At 41.0% G+C, this 17,036-nt stretch carries 19 protein-coding genes; 14 read left to right on the forward strand and 5 right to left on the reverse strand.

All coding sequences use genetic code 11. From position 1 onward, the window contains the following. Positions 1-135 precede the first annotated feature (135 nt). Positions 136-2,706, forward strand: a complete 2,571-nt coding sequence (clpB, locus tag Q0203_RS07785) for an ATP-dependent chaperone ClpB (protein ID WP_297931174.1) — start codon at positions 136-138, stop codon at positions 2,704-2,706. A 90-nt stretch (positions 2,707-2,796) separates the two neighbouring features. On the opposite strand, the gene ruvX is transcribed toward clpB, so the two are convergent. The 4 genes from ruvX to metJ form a co-directional block, all read right to left on the reverse strand. Then, a complete protein-coding gene (gene ruvX / locus Q0203_RS07790) occupies positions 2,797-3,225 on the reverse strand; it encodes a Holliday junction resolvase RuvX (RefSeq protein ID WP_297931177.1) in 429 nt (142 codons plus the stop codon). Next, a complete protein-coding gene (locus tag Q0203_RS07795) occupies positions 3,225-3,785 on the reverse strand; it encodes a YqgE/AlgH family protein (protein ID WP_297931180.1) in 561 nt (186 codons plus the stop codon). Before Q0203_RS07795 ends, ruvX begins: the two co-directional genes overlap by 1 nt. Next, complete coding sequence (gene rsmE, locus Q0203_RS07800) at positions 3,782-4,525, reverse strand: 16S rRNA (uracil(1498)-N(3))-methyltransferase (protein WP_297931183.1); 744 nt, start codon at positions 4,523-4,525, stop codon at positions 3,782-3,784. The genes Q0203_RS07795 and rsmE overlap by 4 nt, the downstream gene beginning before the upstream one ends. Before the next feature lie 71 nt (positions 4,526-4,596). After that, on the reverse strand, positions 4,597-4,914 hold the full coding sequence (gene metJ / locus Q0203_RS07805; protein ID WP_209363785.1) for a met regulon transcriptional regulator MetJ: 318 nt from the start codon (positions 4,912-4,914) through the stop codon (positions 4,597-4,599). Between the two features lie 316 nt (positions 4,915-5,230). On the opposite strand from metJ, the gene zapB reads away from it, so the two are divergent. The 13 genes from zapB to Q0203_RS07870 all read left to right on the forward strand — a co-directional run bounded on the left by zapB (position 5,231) and on the right by Q0203_RS07870 (position 15,882). Further along, positions 5,231-5,449, forward strand: a complete 219-nt coding sequence (gene zapB, locus Q0203_RS07810; protein ID WP_021616118.1) for a cell division protein ZapB — start codon at positions 5,231-5,233, stop codon at positions 5,447-5,449. Between the two features lie 60 nt (positions 5,450-5,509). Then, the gene (gene mioC, locus Q0203_RS07815) at positions 5,510-5,953 is read left to right on the forward strand and encodes an FMN-binding protein MioC (RefSeq protein ID WP_297931188.1); all 444 of its coding nucleotides are present in this window, start codon (positions 5,510-5,512) and stop codon (positions 5,951-5,953) included. A gap of 418 nt (positions 5,954-6,371) precedes the next feature. Further along, positions 6,372-8,261, forward strand: a complete 1,890-nt coding sequence (mnmG, locus tag Q0203_RS07820; protein ID WP_297931191.1) for a tRNA uridine-5-carboxymethylaminomethyl(34) synthesis enzyme MnmG — start codon at positions 6,372-6,374, stop codon at positions 8,259-8,261. Further along, on the forward strand, positions 8,261-8,893 hold the full coding sequence (gene rsmG, locus Q0203_RS07825; protein WP_297931194.1) for a 16S rRNA (guanine(527)-N(7))-methyltransferase RsmG: 633 nt from the start codon (positions 8,261-8,263) through the stop codon (positions 8,891-8,893). The genes mnmG and rsmG overlap by 1 nt, the downstream gene beginning before the upstream one ends. A 106-nt stretch (positions 8,894-8,999) precedes the next feature. Further along, the gene (locus tag Q0203_RS07830) at positions 9,000-9,374 is read left to right on the forward strand and encodes an ATP synthase subunit I (protein WP_296027729.1); all 375 of its coding nucleotides are present in this window, start codon (positions 9,000-9,002) and stop codon (positions 9,372-9,374) included. 27 nt (positions 9,375-9,401) lie between these two features. Beyond that, positions 9,402-10,190, forward strand: coding sequence for a F0F1 ATP synthase subunit A (gene atpB / locus Q0203_RS07835; RefSeq protein WP_021616113.1), 789 nt, complete (start codon positions 9,402-9,404; stop codon positions 10,188-10,190). Positions 10,191-10,246: 56 nt separating this feature from the next. Next, positions 10,247-10,501, forward strand: a complete 255-nt coding sequence (atpE, locus tag Q0203_RS07840; RefSeq protein WP_021616112.1) for a F0F1 ATP synthase subunit C — start codon at positions 10,247-10,249, stop codon at positions 10,499-10,501. Positions 10,502-10,550: 49 nt separating this feature from the next. Beyond that, a complete protein-coding gene (gene atpF, locus Q0203_RS07845) occupies positions 10,551-11,021 on the forward strand; it encodes a F0F1 ATP synthase subunit B (RefSeq protein WP_021616111.1) in 471 nt (156 codons plus the stop codon). 13 nt (positions 11,022-11,034) lie between these two features. After that, positions 11,035-11,583 carry a F0F1 ATP synthase subunit delta gene (atpH, locus tag Q0203_RS07850; RefSeq protein ID WP_033002533.1) on the forward strand — a complete coding sequence of 183 codons (549 nt, stop codon included), beginning with the start codon at positions 11,035-11,037 and terminating at the stop codon, positions 11,581-11,583. Between the two features lie 12 nt (positions 11,584-11,595). Then, entirely contained in the window at positions 11,596-13,137 is a 1,542-nt protein-coding gene (gene atpA, locus Q0203_RS07855; RefSeq protein ID WP_021616109.1) for a F0F1 ATP synthase subunit alpha, read from the forward strand. Between the two features lie 15 nt (positions 13,138-13,152). Further along, on the forward strand, positions 13,153-14,022 hold the full coding sequence (gene atpG / locus Q0203_RS07860; protein ID WP_021616108.1) for a F0F1 ATP synthase subunit gamma: 870 nt from the start codon (positions 13,153-13,155) through the stop codon (positions 14,020-14,022). 16 nt (positions 14,023-14,038) lie between these two features. Beyond that, positions 14,039-15,412 (forward strand): F0F1 ATP synthase subunit beta, encoded by a 1,374-nt coding sequence (atpD, locus tag Q0203_RS07865; protein WP_021616107.1) that lies wholly within the window; start codon positions 14,039-14,041, stop codon positions 15,410-15,412. 41 nt (positions 15,413-15,453) lie between these two features. Beyond that, on the forward strand, positions 15,454-15,882 hold the full coding sequence (locus tag Q0203_RS07870) for a F0F1 ATP synthase subunit epsilon (RefSeq protein WP_297931203.1): 429 nt from the start codon (positions 15,454-15,456) through the stop codon (positions 15,880-15,882). Positions 15,883-16,241: 359 nt separating this feature from the next. Here Q0203_RS07870 and Q0203_RS07875 read toward each other — a convergent pair whose 3' ends face one another. Then, entirely contained in the window at positions 16,242-16,988 is a 747-nt protein-coding gene (locus Q0203_RS07875) for an MlaA family lipoprotein (RefSeq protein WP_297931206.1), read from the reverse strand. Between the last annotated feature and the right edge of the window lie 48 nt (positions 16,989-17,036).

The raw sequence follows: 17,036 nt of genomic DNA on the forward strand, positions 1-17,036 counted from the left end.
CCTATCAAATTTCTACAAATGAATCAGTAAGACTAAATTTTTCATTTTTTCTCTTGAAATCCCTCAAAACGATCTTATTTAAATTTGGCGAACAAATGTTCAACAGAACATCCATGGAACGAAGAAGGAAAGACTATGAATATTGAAAAATTTACCACTAAATTCCAACAAGCCATTGCTGAAGCGCAATCTTTAGCGATTGGCAAGGATAATCAATTTATTGAACCGGTGCATTTATTGAGTGCCTTGTTAAATCAACAAGACGGTTCTGTAGCGCCGATTTTAACCGCAAGTGGCGTGAACGTTGCTGTATTGCGTAACGAACTCAACAATGAACTTGCCAAACTTCCGCAAGTGTCCGGCAATGGCGGTGATGTACAACTTTCCCGTCAGTTGCTTAACCTTTTGAATTTATGCGATAAATTGGCGCAACAACGGCAGGATAAATTTATTTCCTCCGAACTCTTTTTACTTGCCGCCTTGGAAGAAAAAGGCACTGTTAGCGAGATACTGAAAAAGTGCGGTGCGAAAAAAGACCAAATTTTACAAGCCATCGATCATATTCGTGGAGGACAAAACGTGAATGACCAAAATGCGGAAGAAAGCCGCCAAGCCTTAGAAAAATATACTATCGACTTAACCGCTCGTGCGGAAAGTGGCAAATTGGATCCGGTGATTGGGCGTGATGAAGAAATCCGCCGCACCATTCAAGTGTTGCAACGCCGCACCAAAAACAACCCGGTGCTTATCGGTGAACCGGGCGTGGGTAAAACTGCTATTGTGGAAGGGTTGGCACAGCGTATTGTAAACGGCGAAGTGCCGGAAGGTTTGAAAAATAAACGCGTGCTTTCCCTTGATATGGGCGCATTAATCGCCGGAGCAAAATATCGTGGTGAATTTGAAGAACGCTTAAAAGCCGTGTTAAATGAACTCGCTAAAGAAGAAGGTCGAGTCATTTTGTTCATCGATGAAATTCACACTATGGTCGGTGCAGGTAAAACTGACGGTGCAATGGATGCGGGCAACTTGTTAAAACCAAGTTTGGCGCGCGGTGAATTGCACTGTGTGGGCGCGACTACGTTAGACGAATATCGCCAATACATTGAAAAAGACGCCGCACTTGAACGTCGTTTCCAAAAAGTGTTTGTGGATGAACCGAGCGTGGAAGATACCATTGCTATTTTACGTGGTTTAAAAGAGCGTTATGAAATCCACCACCATGTACAAATTACTGACCCGGCTATTGTGGCGGCGGCAACCTTGTCCCATCGTTACATTTCCGATCGTCAGTTGCCGGATAAAGCCATCGACTTAATCGATGAAGCGGCTTCCAGCATTCGGATGGAAATTGACTCCAAACCACAGCCGTTAGATCGCTTAGATCGCCGTATTATCCAACTCAAATTGGAACAACAGGCGTTACAAAAAGAAGATGACGATGCCAGCCGCAAACGCTTGGAAATGTTAGAAAAAGAATTGGCGGAAAAAGAGCGGGAATATGCTGAATTAGAAGAGGTGTGGAAATCCGAAAAAGCGGCGCTTTCCGGTGCGCAACACATTAAAGCGGAATTGGAAAACGCCCGCACCCAAATGGAACAAGCCCGTCGTGCAGGCGATTTAAATAAAATGTCCGAATTGCAATATGGTGTGATTCCATCGCTAGAAAAACAATTAGCGCAGGCGGAAACTGGCGAAGGCAAGGAAATGAGCCTATTACGCTACCGCGTGACCGATGAGGAAATCGCCGAAGTGCTTTCCCGCGCCACCGGTATTCCGGTCTCCAAAATGATGGAAGGCGAAAAAGAAAAACTCTTGCGTATGGAAGAAGAATTGCACAAACGGGTTATCGGGCAAAACGAAGCCGTGGATGCTGTGGCGAACGCCATTCGTCGTAGCCGTGCCGGTCTTTCCGATCCGAATCGCCCAATTGGTTCCTTCTTGTTCTTAGGGCCAACCGGTGTGGGTAAAACCGAATTGTGCAAAACCTTGGCGAAATTCTTGTTTGATAGCGAAGATGCCATGGTGCGTATCGATATGTCCGAATTCATGGAAAAACACAGCGTGTCCCGCTTGGTCGGTGCACCTCCGGGCTACGTAGGCTATGAAGAAGGCGGCTATTTAACCGAAGCCGTACGTCGTCGCCCGTATTCCGTGATATTGCTGGACGAAGTGGAAAAAGCGCACCACGATGTATTTAACATCTTGTTGCAAGTGTTGGATGACGGCCGTTTAACCGATGGACAAGGCAGAACCGTGGATTTCCGCAATACCGTTGTGATCATGACCTCTAACTTAGGTTCCGATTTGATTCAAGGCAACCAAAAAGAAAGCTACGACGACATGAAAGCGTTGGTAATGTCTGTGGTGAGCCAACATTTCCGTCCGGAATTTATCAACCGGATTGACGAAACCGTGGTGTTCCATCCGTTGAATAAAGACAACATTCGCGCCATTGCGGAAATTCAGTTAAAACGCTTAATCAACCGCATGGAAAGTCGTGGCTATGTGTTGACCTTTACAGATGCGACACTCGATTTCATCAGCGAAATCGGCTATGACCCTATTTACGGTGCGCGTCCATTAAAACGTGCGATTCAGCAAGAAATTGAGAACCCGTTAGCGCAACAAATCCTTTCCGGCAGTTTGCTACCGGAAAAACCGATTAGCGTAGATTACGTTGACGGCAAAATTGTGGCAAAACAATAAAACATAAAAAACAAAAGCCATTTAGTGAATACTAAATGGCTTTTTTGTTATCTTATCAACTTCAAAGTGCGGTCGCTTTTTTATGTGTTTTCAACGTAGTTCTTCGCTGTGTTGCTCAAACCAGCTTTCTAAAATTAAGCAGGCGGAAATGCCATCCACTTTGCTTTTATTTAAAGCTCGATAACCGCCGCGGCTGAAAATTTCACTGCGAGCTTCCGTGGTTGTGAGGCGTTCATCCTGTAATTCCACCGGTAAATTAAATCGTCCGTTCAAGCGATTGGCAAATTTTTTGGCGCGTAAGGTCAGTTCTTGTTCGGTGCCATCCATATTCAGTGGCAAACCAACGACTAGTCTTGCTGGCTGCCATTCTTTGATGACGTTACCGATAGCGTCCCAATCAGGAATGCCGTCTTGCGCTTTAAATGCCGGCAGTGACTGTGCCGTGCCGGTGATGCTTTGACCCACTGCACAGCCAATGCTTTTTGTGCCGAAATCAAAGGCTAAAACCGTAATGCCCATTAACAATGTCCCACTTGGCCGACAAAATTATGCATATCAATGCCGAGCAATTGATTGGCCGCCAACCAGCGTTGATCGCATGGCAAATCAAACAGGATTTGTTCCGTTGCCGGCACGACCAGCCAAGAATCATGGGCGATTTCTTGCTCTAACTGATTGGCTTCCCAACTGGCACAACCTAAAGCAACCAAATATTTCTCCGGTTCTTCAAAGGTGCCAAATGTATCTACCACATCGGCAGACGTTGTCAGGACAAGATTATCATTCACCTTATAACTGTGATTAAATACTTTTGGAACAGGCGTATGCAAAATGAAACCGCGATCAACGTTCACCGGCCCACCGGCAAGCACCAATTTATTGTTATAAGTGCGGTCGGTTACCATCATGAAATTCATTTTTGCACTCAGTTCTGCAATGGTTAAGTCGGTGGGTTGATTAATCACCAATCCCATAGACCCTTTTTCATTATGTTCACAAATATAAATGACAGTCCGATAAAAATAACTGTCCTCTAAATTTGGCATGGCAATTAATAGATGATCTTGCAAATCCATCATAATGTTTCCCCTAAATCACCAAAACAGACTTGTAATGCGGTTATCGCCGCCATCGCTGCCGTTTCGGTGCGTAATACTCGCTTTCCTAATAACACTTCCACAAAGCCTTGTTGCTCGGTTTGTGCAATTTCTTGCGCTGATAAGCCGCCTTCAGAACCAATTAATAAGCGCACACCGGCAGTGGGTATCGTCGGCAACGTGCGAATGGAATGTGTTGCTCTCGGATGAAGATTTAATTTCAGTGCGCCATCTTGTTCGGCGCACCATTGTTGTAATTTCATTAATGGGCGAATTTCCGGAATTTTATTCCGGCCACATTGTTCACACGCCGCAATGGCGATTTTTTGCCACTGTTGGATTTTTTTCTCCATACGATCACCGTCTAATTTCACGCCGCAACGTTCCGACCACAATGGTGTAATCACGTTCACGCCTAATTCGACGGATTTTTGAATGGTAAACTCCATACGCTCACCACGCGAAATCACTTGCCCAAGATGAATAAACAACGGGCTTTCCCGATCGTCAAATTGCCGGCTTAAAATTTCTACATCGACGCTTTTTTTACTCACCTGCGTAATCATCGCTTGGTATGTCTGGTTACTGCCATCAAAAAGTTCGAGATGGTCGCCGGGTTGCATACGCAAAACACGCCCCACATGATTTGCACCGTCTTCAGACAAGGTGCAAAAAGTGAGATGATTCAACGACGTAGGATGATAAATTCTAGGTACTCGCATAATAGAACATTAATTAAAAATCATGGTTCTATCATAACAGAAAAGAAGAGGACAAAGAGAGAAATGAGAAATTAATATTCCCATTTGGTCGGATCAATACCTAACTCACGCATAATCACTTTCGCTTCTTCAGGAATTTCATCGCTGCGCTCTTTGAGCAAATCTTCATCTGTTGGCAAAGGCTGGCCGGTAAAGGCGTGTAAGAAAGCTTCACAAAGCAATTCACTGTTTGTTGCGTGGCGTAAATTACGAATTTGACGACGAGTACGTTCATTTGTCAAAATTTCAAGCACTTTAATTGGAATGGAAACCGTAATTTTTTTCACTTGTTCGCTTTTTTTGCCATGTTCTGCATAAGGGCTAATGTATTGTCCGTTCCAATTCGCCATAATTGATTCCTGAAATAACCTTAGTAATTGTCTCAATATTCTAATAAAAAAGAATAAAAATAACAATCTAGCCGTGAAGACTGCTAGATTTCCATGGATGCGTCTGCCCTAGACAACATGACGTCTTCATCAACTCAAAAGTGCGGTCAGTTTTTTCAAGTTTTTTTCTGCCTCATGGCGAATTTTTAAGAAAATTCCCTTTAAGGAGGACGACTACCCCCATGAATTAACAGATAATGCGATTCTTTGCTTTAATAAAATCAATTAAGTCGGTAGAATACCTCTACTTTTTATCCATTTTTTAGAGGAAATCACTATGTCATTAGAAGTTTTAGATCAGTTAGAAAACAAAATTAAACAAGCCGTTGAAACCATTCAACTCCTTCAACTTGAAGTGGATGAATTAAAAGAAAAAAACGGCAGATCACAACAAGAAAACGACGCGTTACGCAGTGAAAATGAACAATTAAGAAGCGAACATCAAAATATTCAAGAACGTTTACGCTCACTTTTAGGCATCACTGACAGTATCTAATGATTCTTTATTCAACCAAGGCTTAGTTAATCTAAGCCTTCTTTTTTTTTGGGAGAAAAAATGCAACCTCACATTTGCTTAATCACCGGCAGCACTTTAGGCGGTGCCGAATATGTTGCCGAACACGTAGAAAGCCGATTACAACAACAGGGTTTCAGTACTGAATTGCACCACGGTCCGGTATTAAATGACGTAATTAATGAAAAATTATGGCTAGTGGTGACTTCCACCCATGGCGCAGGCGAATTACCGGATAACCTCAAACCGTTATTTGAAGCTCTGGATGCAAGTGATAACGACCTTTCCCACTTAAGATTTGCGGTGATCGGTTTAGGAAATTCTGATTACGACACCTTTTGCTTTGCCGTGGACAAAGTAGAACAAAGTTTGTTGGCAAAAAGTGCGGTCAAAATAACCGATGCTTTACGCATTGATGTCTTAACAGAATCTGATCAAGAACAGTGCGCAGAAGACTGGTTACCTAATTTTACGCATAATATTTAATCAATAAAAAAAGCAAACAGAGTGTGGATAACTTCGTTAATTATTGTTAAAAATCTGTTTTTATATAATGAATAAATTCTGATGCTAATCAACCTGTGGATAAATAAGGAAGTTATACACAAGAATTAACGGTATCGATCGGGAAGATCTTAACACGTTTGAAAATGATCTATGTGTTTCATTTACAACCTAAAAACGATCTTATTCAACGGTTTTGATGATCCTTATAATAGTAATAATAAAAGATCTCTATATAAAGATCTTATTTCTTATTAGCAAAGATCCTTCTCCCGATCCCTCTTTTTTCTTTCACTGAAACGCATCTTTTAACCACCTAAGATTTTCAGTAAAATAGCGACCAATTTTTTCAAGGATCAACAGATCCACACCTCATTTAAAATAGAGATCATTCATAATCATGTTTTACACTGAAACCTATGATGTCATCGTGATCGGTGGCGGTCATGCAGGAATAGAAGCCGCATTGGCACCTGCACGTATGGGATTAAAAACCCTATTACTTACGCATAATGTAGATACTCTCGGACAAATGTCTTGTAACCCGGCGATTGGCGGAATTGGCAAAGGGCATTTAGTAAAAGAAGTGGATGCCATGGGCGGATTAATGGCGCATGCCGCCGATAAAGCCGGTATTCAATTTCGTACATTAAACAGCAGTAAAGGCCCGGCCGTACGCGCAACACGTGCGCAAGCGGATCGTGTGTTATATCGTCAAGCCGTCAGAATCGCCCTTGAAAATCAACCGAATTTAGATATTTTCCAACAAGAAGCCACGGATATCTTAATTGAACAAGATCGTGTAACCGGTGTTACAACGAAAATGGGGCTTACGTTTCATGCAAAATCTGTGATCTTAACTGCCGGCACCTTCTTAGCCGGTAAGATTCATATTGGTTTACAAAATTATGAAGGGGGACGTGCAGGTGATCCGGCTTCGGTAACCCTCTCTCATCGTTTAAGAGATCTTGGTTTACGTGTGGATCGCTTAAAAACCGGAACACCGCCACGTATTGATGCACGTACGATCAATTTTGAAGTCTTAGCTAAACAACATGGTGATGCAGTATTGCCGGTGTTCTCTTTTATGGGATCCGTTTCTGATCACCCGCAACAAATTCCTTGTTATATCACCCACACCAACGAACAAACCCATGATGTGATCCGTAATAACTTGGATCGTAGCCCGATGTATACCGGTGTCATTGAAGGGATCGGGCCACGTTATTGCCCATCGATCGAAGATAAAGTAATGCGCTTTGCGGATCGTAATTCGCACCAAATTTATTTAGAACCGGAAGGCTTAACCAGCAATGAAGTGTATCCGAATGGGATTTCAACCAGTTTACCGTTTGACGTGCAAATGGGTATCGTTAATTCCATGAAAGGGTTGGAAAATGCCCGCATTGTGAAACCGGGTTATGCCATTGAATATGATTATTTTGATCCACGTGATTTAAAACCCACCTTAGAAACCAAATCCATTCAAGGTTTATTCTTTGCCGGTCAAATTAATGGTACGACCGGTTATGAAGAAGCGGCAGCACAAGGCTTATTGGCTGGGATTAATGCAGGTCTTTACGTACAAGAGAAGGAGGCATGGTATCCTCGTCGGGATCAGGCTTACACCGGTGTGTTGGTGGATGACCTTTGTACATTAGGAACAAAAGAACCCTATCGTGTGTTTACTTCTCGTGCGGAATACCGTTTGTTATTGCGTGAAGATAATGCCGATATTCGTTTAACACCAATTGCCCATGAATTAGGATTAATTGATGACGCACGTTGGGCTCGTTTTAACCAAAAAATGGAAAATATCGAGCAAGAGCGTCAACGCTTACGCAGTATTTGGTTGCATCCACGTTCTGAATACCTAGAAGAAGCCAATAAAGTATTGAATAGTCCATTAGTGCGTGAAGCCAGTGGTGAAGATTTATTACGCCGTCCGGAAATAACTTACGATATTTTGACTTCCTTAACGCCATATCAACCGGCAATGGAAGATAAAGAAGCGGTAGAACAAGTAGAAATCGCCATTAAATATCAAGGCTATATCGAGCATCAACAAGAGGAAATCGAAAAACAAAAACGCCACGAAAATACAGCTATTCCAGCTCACTTTGATTACAGCAAAGTTTCCGGTTTATCTAACGAAGTGCGGGCAAAATTGGAACAACATCGTCCGGTCTCTATCGGACAAGCGAGCCGTATTTCCGGTATTACGCCGGCAGCAATTTCCATCATTCTGGTGAATTTGAAAAAACAAGGCATGCTAAAACGTGGTGAATAATGACTAATTTAGAACTTCAATTAACGGATAAACTAAAAACGTTGTTAAAACAGACCGCACTTTCTGTGACAGAACAACAGCAACAACAGTTAGTGAAGCTAGTTTTGCTGCTGAATAAATGGAACAAGGCTTATAATCTAACGTCTGTGCGTGATCCACAGGAAATGGTGGTTAAACATATTTTAGACAGTCTTGTGGTGAGCCCTTATTTACAAGGTGATCGTTTTATTGATGTCGGTACCGGCCCGGGCTTGCCCGGCTTGCCTTTAGCTATCATTAATCCGCAAAAACAATTTGTTTTGTTAGATAGCTTGGGTAAACGGATCAGTTTTATTCGCAATGCGGTATGTGAGTTAGGGCTTACCAATGTTGAAGCCGTGTTGAGTCGCGCGGAAGAATATCAACCCGATCATCAATTTGACGGGGTGTTAAGTCGTGCTTTTGCCTCGTTAAAGGAGATGACCGACTGGTGCCATCATTTACCGAAAAAAGAGGGGCATTTTTATGCCTTAAAAGGCCTCTATCACGATGAGGAAGTTCAAGCCTTGGAGGGGAAATTTATGGTTAAAGAGGTGATTAAACTCCATGTTCCTGAGCTTGTAGGTGAACGACATTTAATCATTCTGCATTAAATTTCTAAAAGTGTGATTTATTTAACAGTTTTTCCCTTTTTTTAAGTTGAATCTCTCTGTGCTAAATGTATAATTAGCCAGTTTTTGCATACTAAAAAATAATGTGATGTCTAGGGTTTTAACACAAGCGAAGCATTGTTACCAAAAATCAATATGGATTGAAATGGGTATTTTACTCATTATCGGTGCGTTAATTTCACTTTGGCAGTGGAAAAGTGCGGTTGATTTCTGTCTTGGATTTTTCTGTGCTTTTCTGCCTTTTTGTGCTTTTGTGTATCTTATTTTTTATCGTAAACAGCATTTATCAACAAAATTGACCGCACTTTATCGTGGGGAAGCGGTAAAGTTTGCATTAACGATACTATGTATTATTGCTGCGTTTAAAGGATTTCATGTAAGTGAATTCATTTTATTTTTTGCAGGTTTTTTCGTGGCATTAGTGTTGAACAATGTCGTTCCATTTTTGCTGAACAGGTCTTAATTTTAAGTTCTATATAAAGGGTCAACTATGTCCGGACAAACAACCTCTGAGTATATCGGCCACCATTTGTCTTTTTTAAAGACCGGTGAGGGTTTTTGGCATATTCATGTCGATACGCTGTTTTTCTCTATCGTATCAGCCATTATTTTCCTTTTCGTTTTTTCACGTGTTGCGAAAAAAGCGACGCCAGGCGTACCAAGCAAAATGCAATGTTTGGTCGAAATTTTAGTGGAATGGGTCAATGGTATCGTAAAAGAAAACTTTCATGGTCCACGCAATGTTGTTGCACCGTTAGCATTAACCATTTTTTGTTGGGTATTCATTATGAATGCCATCGACTTAATCCCAGTCGATTTTCTTCCACAATTCGCAGGTTTGTTCGGTATTCACTATTTGAGAGCAGTGCCAACAGCAGATATTAGTGCAACGCTCGGCATGTCAATCTGTGTCTTTTTCTTAATTCTTTTCTATACAGTAAAATCTAAAGGTTTTGGTGGATTGGTTAAGGAATATACCTTACACCCATTTAATCACTGGGCGTTTATTCCGGTTAACTTTATTCTTGAAACCGTTACTTTACTGGCTAAACCAATTTCTCTCGCATTCCGTTTATTCGGTAATATGTATGCAGGGGAATTAATCTTTATTCTCATTGCTGTGATGTATTCTGCCAATATGGCAATTGCGGCATTGGGAATTCCATTACACCTTGTTTGGGCGATTTTCCATATTTTGGTCATTACGTTACAAGCATTCATCTTTATGATGTTGACGGTGGTTTACTTAAGTATCGCTTATAACAAAGCAGATCATTAATTTTATTTTTTATTAACCGGCTCTAGGGCTAAACTTAACTTCTATTGGAGAACATTATGGAAACTGTAATTACAGCTACAATTATCGGTGCATCAATCCTTCTTGCATTCGCAGCATTAGGTACAGCTATCGGCTTTGCGATTTTAGGCGGTAAATTCTTAGAATCTTCCGCTCGTCAACCTGAGCTTGCTTCTAGCTTGCAAACAAGAATGTTTATCGTTGCAGGTTTATTGGATGCGATTGCGATGATTGCTGTTGGTATTTCTTTACTTTTCATTTTCGCAAACCCATTCATCGGTTTATTACAATAATCACCTTATTTGCTTATCAACGTAAAACAAGCAGATTAAGGAGGACGTTGTGAATCTAAATGCAACATTAATTGGTCAACTGATTGCGTTTGCAATTTTCGTGTGGTTCTGCATGAAATTTGTTTGGCCACCAATTATTAGTGCAATTGAAAAACGTCAAAGCCAAATTGCGAATGCTTTAGCTTCTGCTGAAGCGGCTAAAAAAGAACAAGCAGATACTAAAATGCTTGTTGAAAAGGAAATTTCTGAAGCGAAAATTCAAGCGCAAGAAATTTTAGATTTAGCCAATAAACGTCGCAATGAAGTTTTAGACGAAGTGAAGGCAGAAGCCGAAGAACTTAAAGCGAAAATCATTGAACAAGGCTATGCTGAGGTTGAAGCTGAACGTAAACGTGTTCAAGAAGAATTACGTGTAAAAGTTGCGTCTTTAGCCATTGCAGGTGCTGAAAAAATTGTTGGGCGTACTGTGGATGAAGCAGCCAACAATGACATTATTGATAAATTAGTTGCAGAACTATAAGAAGGTTGAGCTTATGTCAGAATTAACTACCATAGCTCGCCCTTATGCTAAAGCAGCGTTTGATTTTGCCGTTGAACAAAGTACATCTGACAAAAGTGCGGTAGAAAAATGGAATGAAATGTTAGGTTTTCTTGCTGAATTAGTGAAAAACGAAACAATGCAAAATTATCTAACAGGTTCTCTTTCTGCACAAAAATTAGCAGATACGGTGATCTCAATTTGTGGTGAACAATTAGATCAATATGGGCAAAACTTAGTTCGGTTAATGGCTGAAAATAAGCGTTTAACTGTTCTTCCGCAAGTTTTTAAAGAATTCCAACATTATGTTGAGGAATATAAAGCTATTGCGGAAGTGAACGTCATATCGGCTCAACCATTAAGCGTCATGCAACAAGAAAGAATTGCAGCCGCAATGGAAAAAAGATTAGCCCAAAAAGTTAAGTTAAATTGCAACGTTGATAGCTCGCTCATTGCTGGCGTTATCATTCGTACAGAAGATTTTGTGATTGACGGAAGTAGTCGTGGACAACTTGCCCGTTTAGCAAATGAGTTGCAATTATAAGAGGATTAGAAAATGCAACTAAATTCAACTGAAATTAGTGAATTGATTAAAAAACGCATTGCTCAATTTGATGTGGTGAGCGAAGCCCGCAATACAGGAACGATTGTTTCTGTTAGTGATGGGATTATTCGTATCCATGGTTTAAGCGATGTGATGCAAGGCGAAATGATCGCCTTACCGGGCAACCGTTATGCCATGGCACTTAACCTTGAACGCGACTCGGTTGGTGCGGTAGTTATGGGGCCTTATGCCGATCTTGCCGAAGGAATGGAAGTGCAATGTACCGGCCGTATTCTTGAAGTGCCGGTTGGTCGTGGTTTATTAGGTCGTGTTGTAAACACCCTTGGTCAACCAATTGATGGTAAAGGTGAAATTGAAAATGACGGTTTTTCTCCGGTTGAAGTTATCGCGCCGGGTGTAATTGAACGTAAATCCGTTGATCAACCTGTACAAACCGGTTATAAAGCGGTTGACTCCATGGTGCCAATCGGTCGTGGTCAACGTGAATTGATTATCGGTGACCGTCAAACCGGTAAAACAGCATTAGCGATTGATGCCATCATTAACCAACGTAATTCAGGCATTAAATGTATCTATGTGGCAATTGGTCAAAAAGCGTCAACAATTGCTAACGTAGTACGTAAATTAGAAGAACATGGTGCATTAGCTAACACTATCGTGGTTGCGGCATCTGCGTCTGAATCTGCAGCGTTGCAATATTTAGCACCTTATGCCGGTTGTGCAATGGGTGAATATTTCCGTGATCGTGGTGAAGATGCACTAATCGTTTACGATGATCTTTCTAAACAAGCGGTTGCTTACCGTCAAATTTCCTTATTATTACGTCGTCCGCCAGGTCGTGAGGCATATCCAGGTGACGTATTCTACTTACACTCACGCTTGCTTGAACGTGCTTCTCGTGTAAATGAAGAATACGTAGAAAAATTCACCAAAGGTGAAGTAAAAGGAAAAACCGGTTCTTTAACTGCTCTTCCAATTATTGAAACTCAAGCGGGTGACGTTTCTGCATTCGTTCCTACTAACGTGATTTCTATTACCGATGGTCAGATTTTCTTAGAATCTAACTTGTTTAACTCAGGTATTCGTCCTGCGGTGAACCCAGGTATTTCGGTTTCTCGTGTAGGTGGTTCTGCACAAACTAAAGTGATTAAGAAACTTGCCGGTGGTATTCGTACTGCACTTGCACAATATCGTGAATTAGCGGCATTTGCTCAGTTTGCTTCAGATCTTGATGATGCAACTCGTAAACAACTTTCTCATGGTGAAAAAGTAACCGAATTGTTGAAACAAAAACAATTTTCTCCGCTTTCTGTTGCTGAGCAAGCAGTAGTGTTATTTGCGGTTGAATTTGGTTATTTAGACGATGTTGAGTTATCTAAAATTGCAAGTTTTGAAACCGCACTTCTAGATTATGCAAATCGTAATTATGCCGAGTTTATGCAAGAGCTTACTAAAACTGGTAACTATAATGATGAAATCAAAGATACATTAAAAGGTATTTTAGATAGTTTCAAAGCGAATAGTGCTTGGTAGTAACGGAGAAATAAGATGGCAGGTGCAAAAGAGATAAAAACCAAAATTGCCAGCGTACAAAGTACGCAGAAAATTACTAAGGCAATGGAAATGGTTGCAACCTCGAAAATGCGTAAAACGCAGGACCGTATGGCGGCATCTCGTCCGTATTCTGAAACTATCCGTAGTGTTATCAGCCATGTGTCTAAAGCAAGTATCGGTTATAAACACCCGTTCTTAGTTGAACGGGATGTGAAAAAAGTGGGTGTTTTAGTGATTTCTACTGATCGTGGAATGTGCGGTGGTTTAAACGTGAATTTGTTTAAAACCACACTTAACCAAATTAAAGATTGGAAATCACAAAATGCGACGACTGAGCTTGGCTTGATTGGTTCTAAAGGGATTAGTTTTTTCCGTTCCCTTGGTTTTAAGGTAAAAAGCCAACTTTCCGGTTTGGGTGATAACCCTTCTTTAGAAGAATTAATTGGTGTGGCAAATACCATGTTTGATGCTTATCGTAATGGAGAAATTGATGCAATTTATATTGCATATAATAAATTCATTAATACGATGTCGCAAAAACCGGTTGTACAGCAATTAGTTCCTTTACCGGAAATGGAAAACGATCACTTAATCGAAAGACAACAGGCATGGGATTATATTTACGAACCTGAACCAAAAGTGTTATTAGACAGCCTTTTAGTTCGTTATTTAGAATCTCAAGTTTATCAAGCGGTTGTAGATAATTTAGCTTCAGAACAAGCGGCTCGAATGGTAGCAATGAAAGCAGCAACAGATAATGCAGGCAATTTAATTAATGACCTGCGGTTGGTGTATAACAAAGCTCGTCAAGCAAGTATCACAAATGAATTAAATGAAATCGTTGCCGGTGCGGCTGCGATTTAATAGAAGAGGAACGGTAATGGCGACAGGTAAAATTGTACAAATCATCGGTGCGGTGATTGACGTCGAATTTCCACAAGATGCAGTACCAAAAGTTTATGATGCATTAAATGTTGAAACAGGTTTAACCCTTGAAGTTCAACAACAATTAGGTGGTGGTGTGGTACGTTGTATCGCATTAGGTGCCTCCGATGGTTTAAAACGTGGTTTAAAAGTAGAAAACACAAATGCTCCAATTCAAGTACCGGTAGGAACAAAAACACTTGGTCGAATTATGAATGTGTTGGGTGACCCGATTGATGAACAAGGTCCGATTGGCGAAGAAGAACGTTGGTCTATTCACCGTTCTGCACCAAGCTACGAAGAACAATCAAACAGTACCGAATTATTAGAAACCGGTATTAAAGTGATCGACTTAATTTGCCCATTTGCAAAAGGGGGTAAAGTTGGTTTATTCGGTGGTGCGGGTGTAGGTAAAACCGTAAATATGATGGAATTAATCCGTAATATCGCGATTGAACACTCAGGTTACTCCGTATTCGCAGGTGTAGGTGAGCGTACCCGTGAAGGTAATGACTTCTACCACGAAATGAAAGATTCCAACGTATTGGATAAAGTATCTTTGGTTTACGGTCAAATGAATGAGCCACCGGGTAACCGTTTACGCGTTGCGTTAACCGGTTTAACTATGGCGGAAAAATTCCGTGATGAAGGTCGTGATGTATTATTCTTCGTGGATAATATTTATCGTTATACCCTTGCCGGTACTGAGGTATCTGCACTTTTAGGCCGTATGCCATCAGCGGTAGGTTACCAACCAACCCTTGCTGAGGAAATGGGTGTATTACAAGAGCGTATTACTTCAACTAAAACAGGTTCTATCACGTCTGTACAAGCGGTTTACGTGCCTGCGGATGACTTGACTGACCCATCTCCGGCAACCACCTTTGCGCACTTAGACTCAACTGTTGTATTGAGCCGTCAAATTGCGTCTTTAGGTATTTATCCTGCGGTTGACCCACTAGATTCTACATCTCGTCAATTAGACCCATTAGTTGTTGGTCAAGAGCATTATGATGTTGCTCGTGGCGTGCAAGGTATCTTACAACGTTATAAAGAATTGAAAGATATTATTGCGATTCTTGGTATGGATGAATTATCTGAAGAAGATAAATTAGTGGTAGCCCGTGCGCGTAAGATCGAACGTTTCTTATCACAACCGTTCTTCGTTGCTGAAGTATTTAACGGCACACCGGGTAAATACGTTCCGTTAAAAGAAACCATTCGTGGCTTCAAAGGTATTTTAAACGGCGAATACGATCATGTTCCGGAACAAGCGTTCTACATGGTTGGTTCAATCGACGAAGCGCTAGAAAAAGCCAAAAATATGTAATCACTTCAAGCTGATGCATATCAAACTTGAAGGAGAAAAACATGGCAACATTTAATTTAACAGTCGTAAGTGCAGAACAAAAAATCTTTTCCGGCAACGTGAAAAGTGTTCAAGCAACAGGTATTGAGGGTGAGCTCGGTGTTTTACCGGGGCATACCCCTTTATTAACAGCAATCAAGCCAGGTATTGTTAAATTTACTTTAGAAAATGATAACGAAGAAGTTATCTATGTTTCCGGTGGTTTTTTAGAAGTTCAACCAACGATTGTGACTGTTCTTGCGGATGTCGCAATTCGTGGTCAAGAGCTTGATAGCGAGCGTATTCTTGCTGCTAAGAAACGTGCGGAAGAAAACATTCATCAACATCACCATGATGCTGATTACGAATTGTTAATGTCTAAACTTTCTAAAGAATTGGCAAAACTTCGTGCTTACGAACTTACTGATAAATTAGTGAAATCTAAACGCTAATTTTTACGGCGTGCAATGATTTCATAAAAATTAAGGACTGAATCCCAAGGGATTCAGTCCTTTTTTATTATAGCCAGCCAAAGTCTGGCGATAAAAACCATACGCGATGCGTATGGAGCTAAATAGCTTAAGCGATGAACAGAAAAAAATTCTCGCGATATAACGAAAACAAGACTGACAACCGAAACGCAACATATAGGAAGATTATTTCCCCCCTCGTAGCGTGCAACTTGTTGCACGAATGATTCACCTCGATGCGTAATTCATACATTTCATGCGTAGCGTGCATCTTGATACACGATTTCGTGCAACAAGTTGCACGCTACGATTCACTGATTATGGATTAAAGAGAAAATTAATCAGTCAATTTGATTAAGAATATCTTCTGACAAGGCCGGAGTTGCTTTTTCTTCTTTCTTGTTGGCACGGATGCGATAGTCAATATTTTGGAAATAAGCTTCGCGGAAAGTAACGTAAGGATCTTGAGCCTGATCTAGCAATGCTTCTTTATCCATTAAACTTGCACGCGTATCAATCCCTTGAACTGTCCATTTTAATAAACTCCAAGGGCCTAATAATGACAACATTGGATAGGTTGTATCTGCTAGGTTACCAATATCTTGTCGTGGTGTTGCCGGGCCATAGACAGGAAGCATAATATAAGGGCCGGTTCCTACACCATAGCGACCTAATGTATCGCCGAATCGGGAATTTTCTTCTTTTTTAAGTGGTGCGCTGTAGCTTGCAACATCAATTACGCCACCTAAACCAAAAATACTATTTAACCAAAAACGGTTGAAATGAACCATTGCCAATTTAAATTCACCTTGCACTAAACGGTTAGCAAAGCTTGCTGGTTCATCAAGATTATTGGCAAAGTTAACAATTCCCGTGCGTATTGGGGAAGGGACATATTCTTTCCAGCCTTGAGCAAGAGGTTTTAATACGTAAGGATCCGCAACATGGTAGTTAAAATCCCACATTTTACGGTTAAAACCCTCTAAGGCATCTTTACGTTCTCCGGTTTCCGGATCAATGGTTGATGAACAACCCGTGAGTGTTGCGGAGCCTAATAAGAACGCAATGAATAATTTTTTTGTCTGCATAATTTGTACTCAGGCGAATGAAAAAGTGGGCACATTGTAAACAACTTA

It is taken from the genome of uncultured Aggregatibacter sp., from assembly GCF_938046485.1.
Taxonomy (GTDB): domain Bacteria; phylum Pseudomonadota; class Gammaproteobacteria; order Enterobacterales; family Pasteurellaceae; genus Aggregatibacter.

Coding starts and splice junctions, on each gene's coding strand:
- Q0203_RS07830 (WP_296027729.1), top strand. CDS start 9,000: ATGTCTAGGGTTTTAACACAAGCGAAGCATTGTTACCAAAAATCAATA.
- zapB (WP_021616118.1), top strand. CDS start 5,231: ATGTCATTAGAAGTTTTAGATCAGTTAGAAAACAAAATTAAACAAGCC.
- Q0203_RS07875 (WP_297931206.1), bottom strand. CDS start 16,988: ATGCAGACAAAAAAATTATTCATTGCGTTCTTATTAGGCTCCGCAACA.
- Q0203_RS07870 (WP_297931203.1), top strand. CDS start 15,454: ATGGCAACATTTAATTTAACAGTCGTAAGTGCAGAACAAAAAATCTTT.
- atpB (WP_021616113.1), top strand. CDS start 9,402: ATGTCCGGACAAACAACCTCTGAGTATATCGGCCACCATTTGTCTTTT.
- atpD (WP_021616107.1), top strand. CDS start 14,039: ATGGCGACAGGTAAAATTGTACAAATCATCGGTGCGGTGATTGACGTC.
- rsmG (WP_297931194.1), top strand. CDS start 8,261: ATGACTAATTTAGAACTTCAATTAACGGATAAACTAAAAACGTTGTTA.
- atpA (WP_021616109.1), top strand. CDS start 11,596: ATGCAACTAAATTCAACTGAAATTAGTGAATTGATTAAAAAACGCATT.
- mioC (WP_297931188.1), top strand. CDS start 5,510: ATGCAACCTCACATTTGCTTAATCACCGGCAGCACTTTAGGCGGTGCC.
- atpE (WP_021616112.1), top strand. CDS start 10,247: ATGGAAACTGTAATTACAGCTACAATTATCGGTGCATCAATCCTTCTT.
- ruvX (WP_297931177.1), bottom strand. CDS start 3,225: ATGGGCATTACGGTTTTAGCCTTTGATTTCGGCACAAAAAGCATTGGC.
- metJ (WP_209363785.1), bottom strand. CDS start 4,914: ATGGCGAATTGGAACGGACAATACATTAGCCCTTATGCAGAACATGGC.
- atpG (WP_021616108.1), top strand. CDS start 13,153: ATGGCAGGTGCAAAAGAGATAAAAACCAAAATTGCCAGCGTACAAAGT.
- rsmE (WP_297931183.1), bottom strand. CDS start 4,525: ATGCGAGTACCTAGAATTTATCATCCTACGTCGTTGAATCATCTCACT.
- clpB (WP_297931174.1), top strand. CDS start 136: ATGAATATTGAAAAATTTACCACTAAATTCCAACAAGCCATTGCTGAA.
- mnmG (WP_297931191.1), top strand. CDS start 6,372: ATGTTTTACACTGAAACCTATGATGTCATCGTGATCGGTGGCGGTCAT.
- Q0203_RS07795 (WP_297931180.1), bottom strand. CDS start 3,785: ATGATGGATTTGCAAGATCATCTATTAATTGCCATGCCAAATTTAGAG.
- atpH (WP_033002533.1), top strand. CDS start 11,035: ATGTCAGAATTAACTACCATAGCTCGCCCTTATGCTAAAGCAGCGTTT.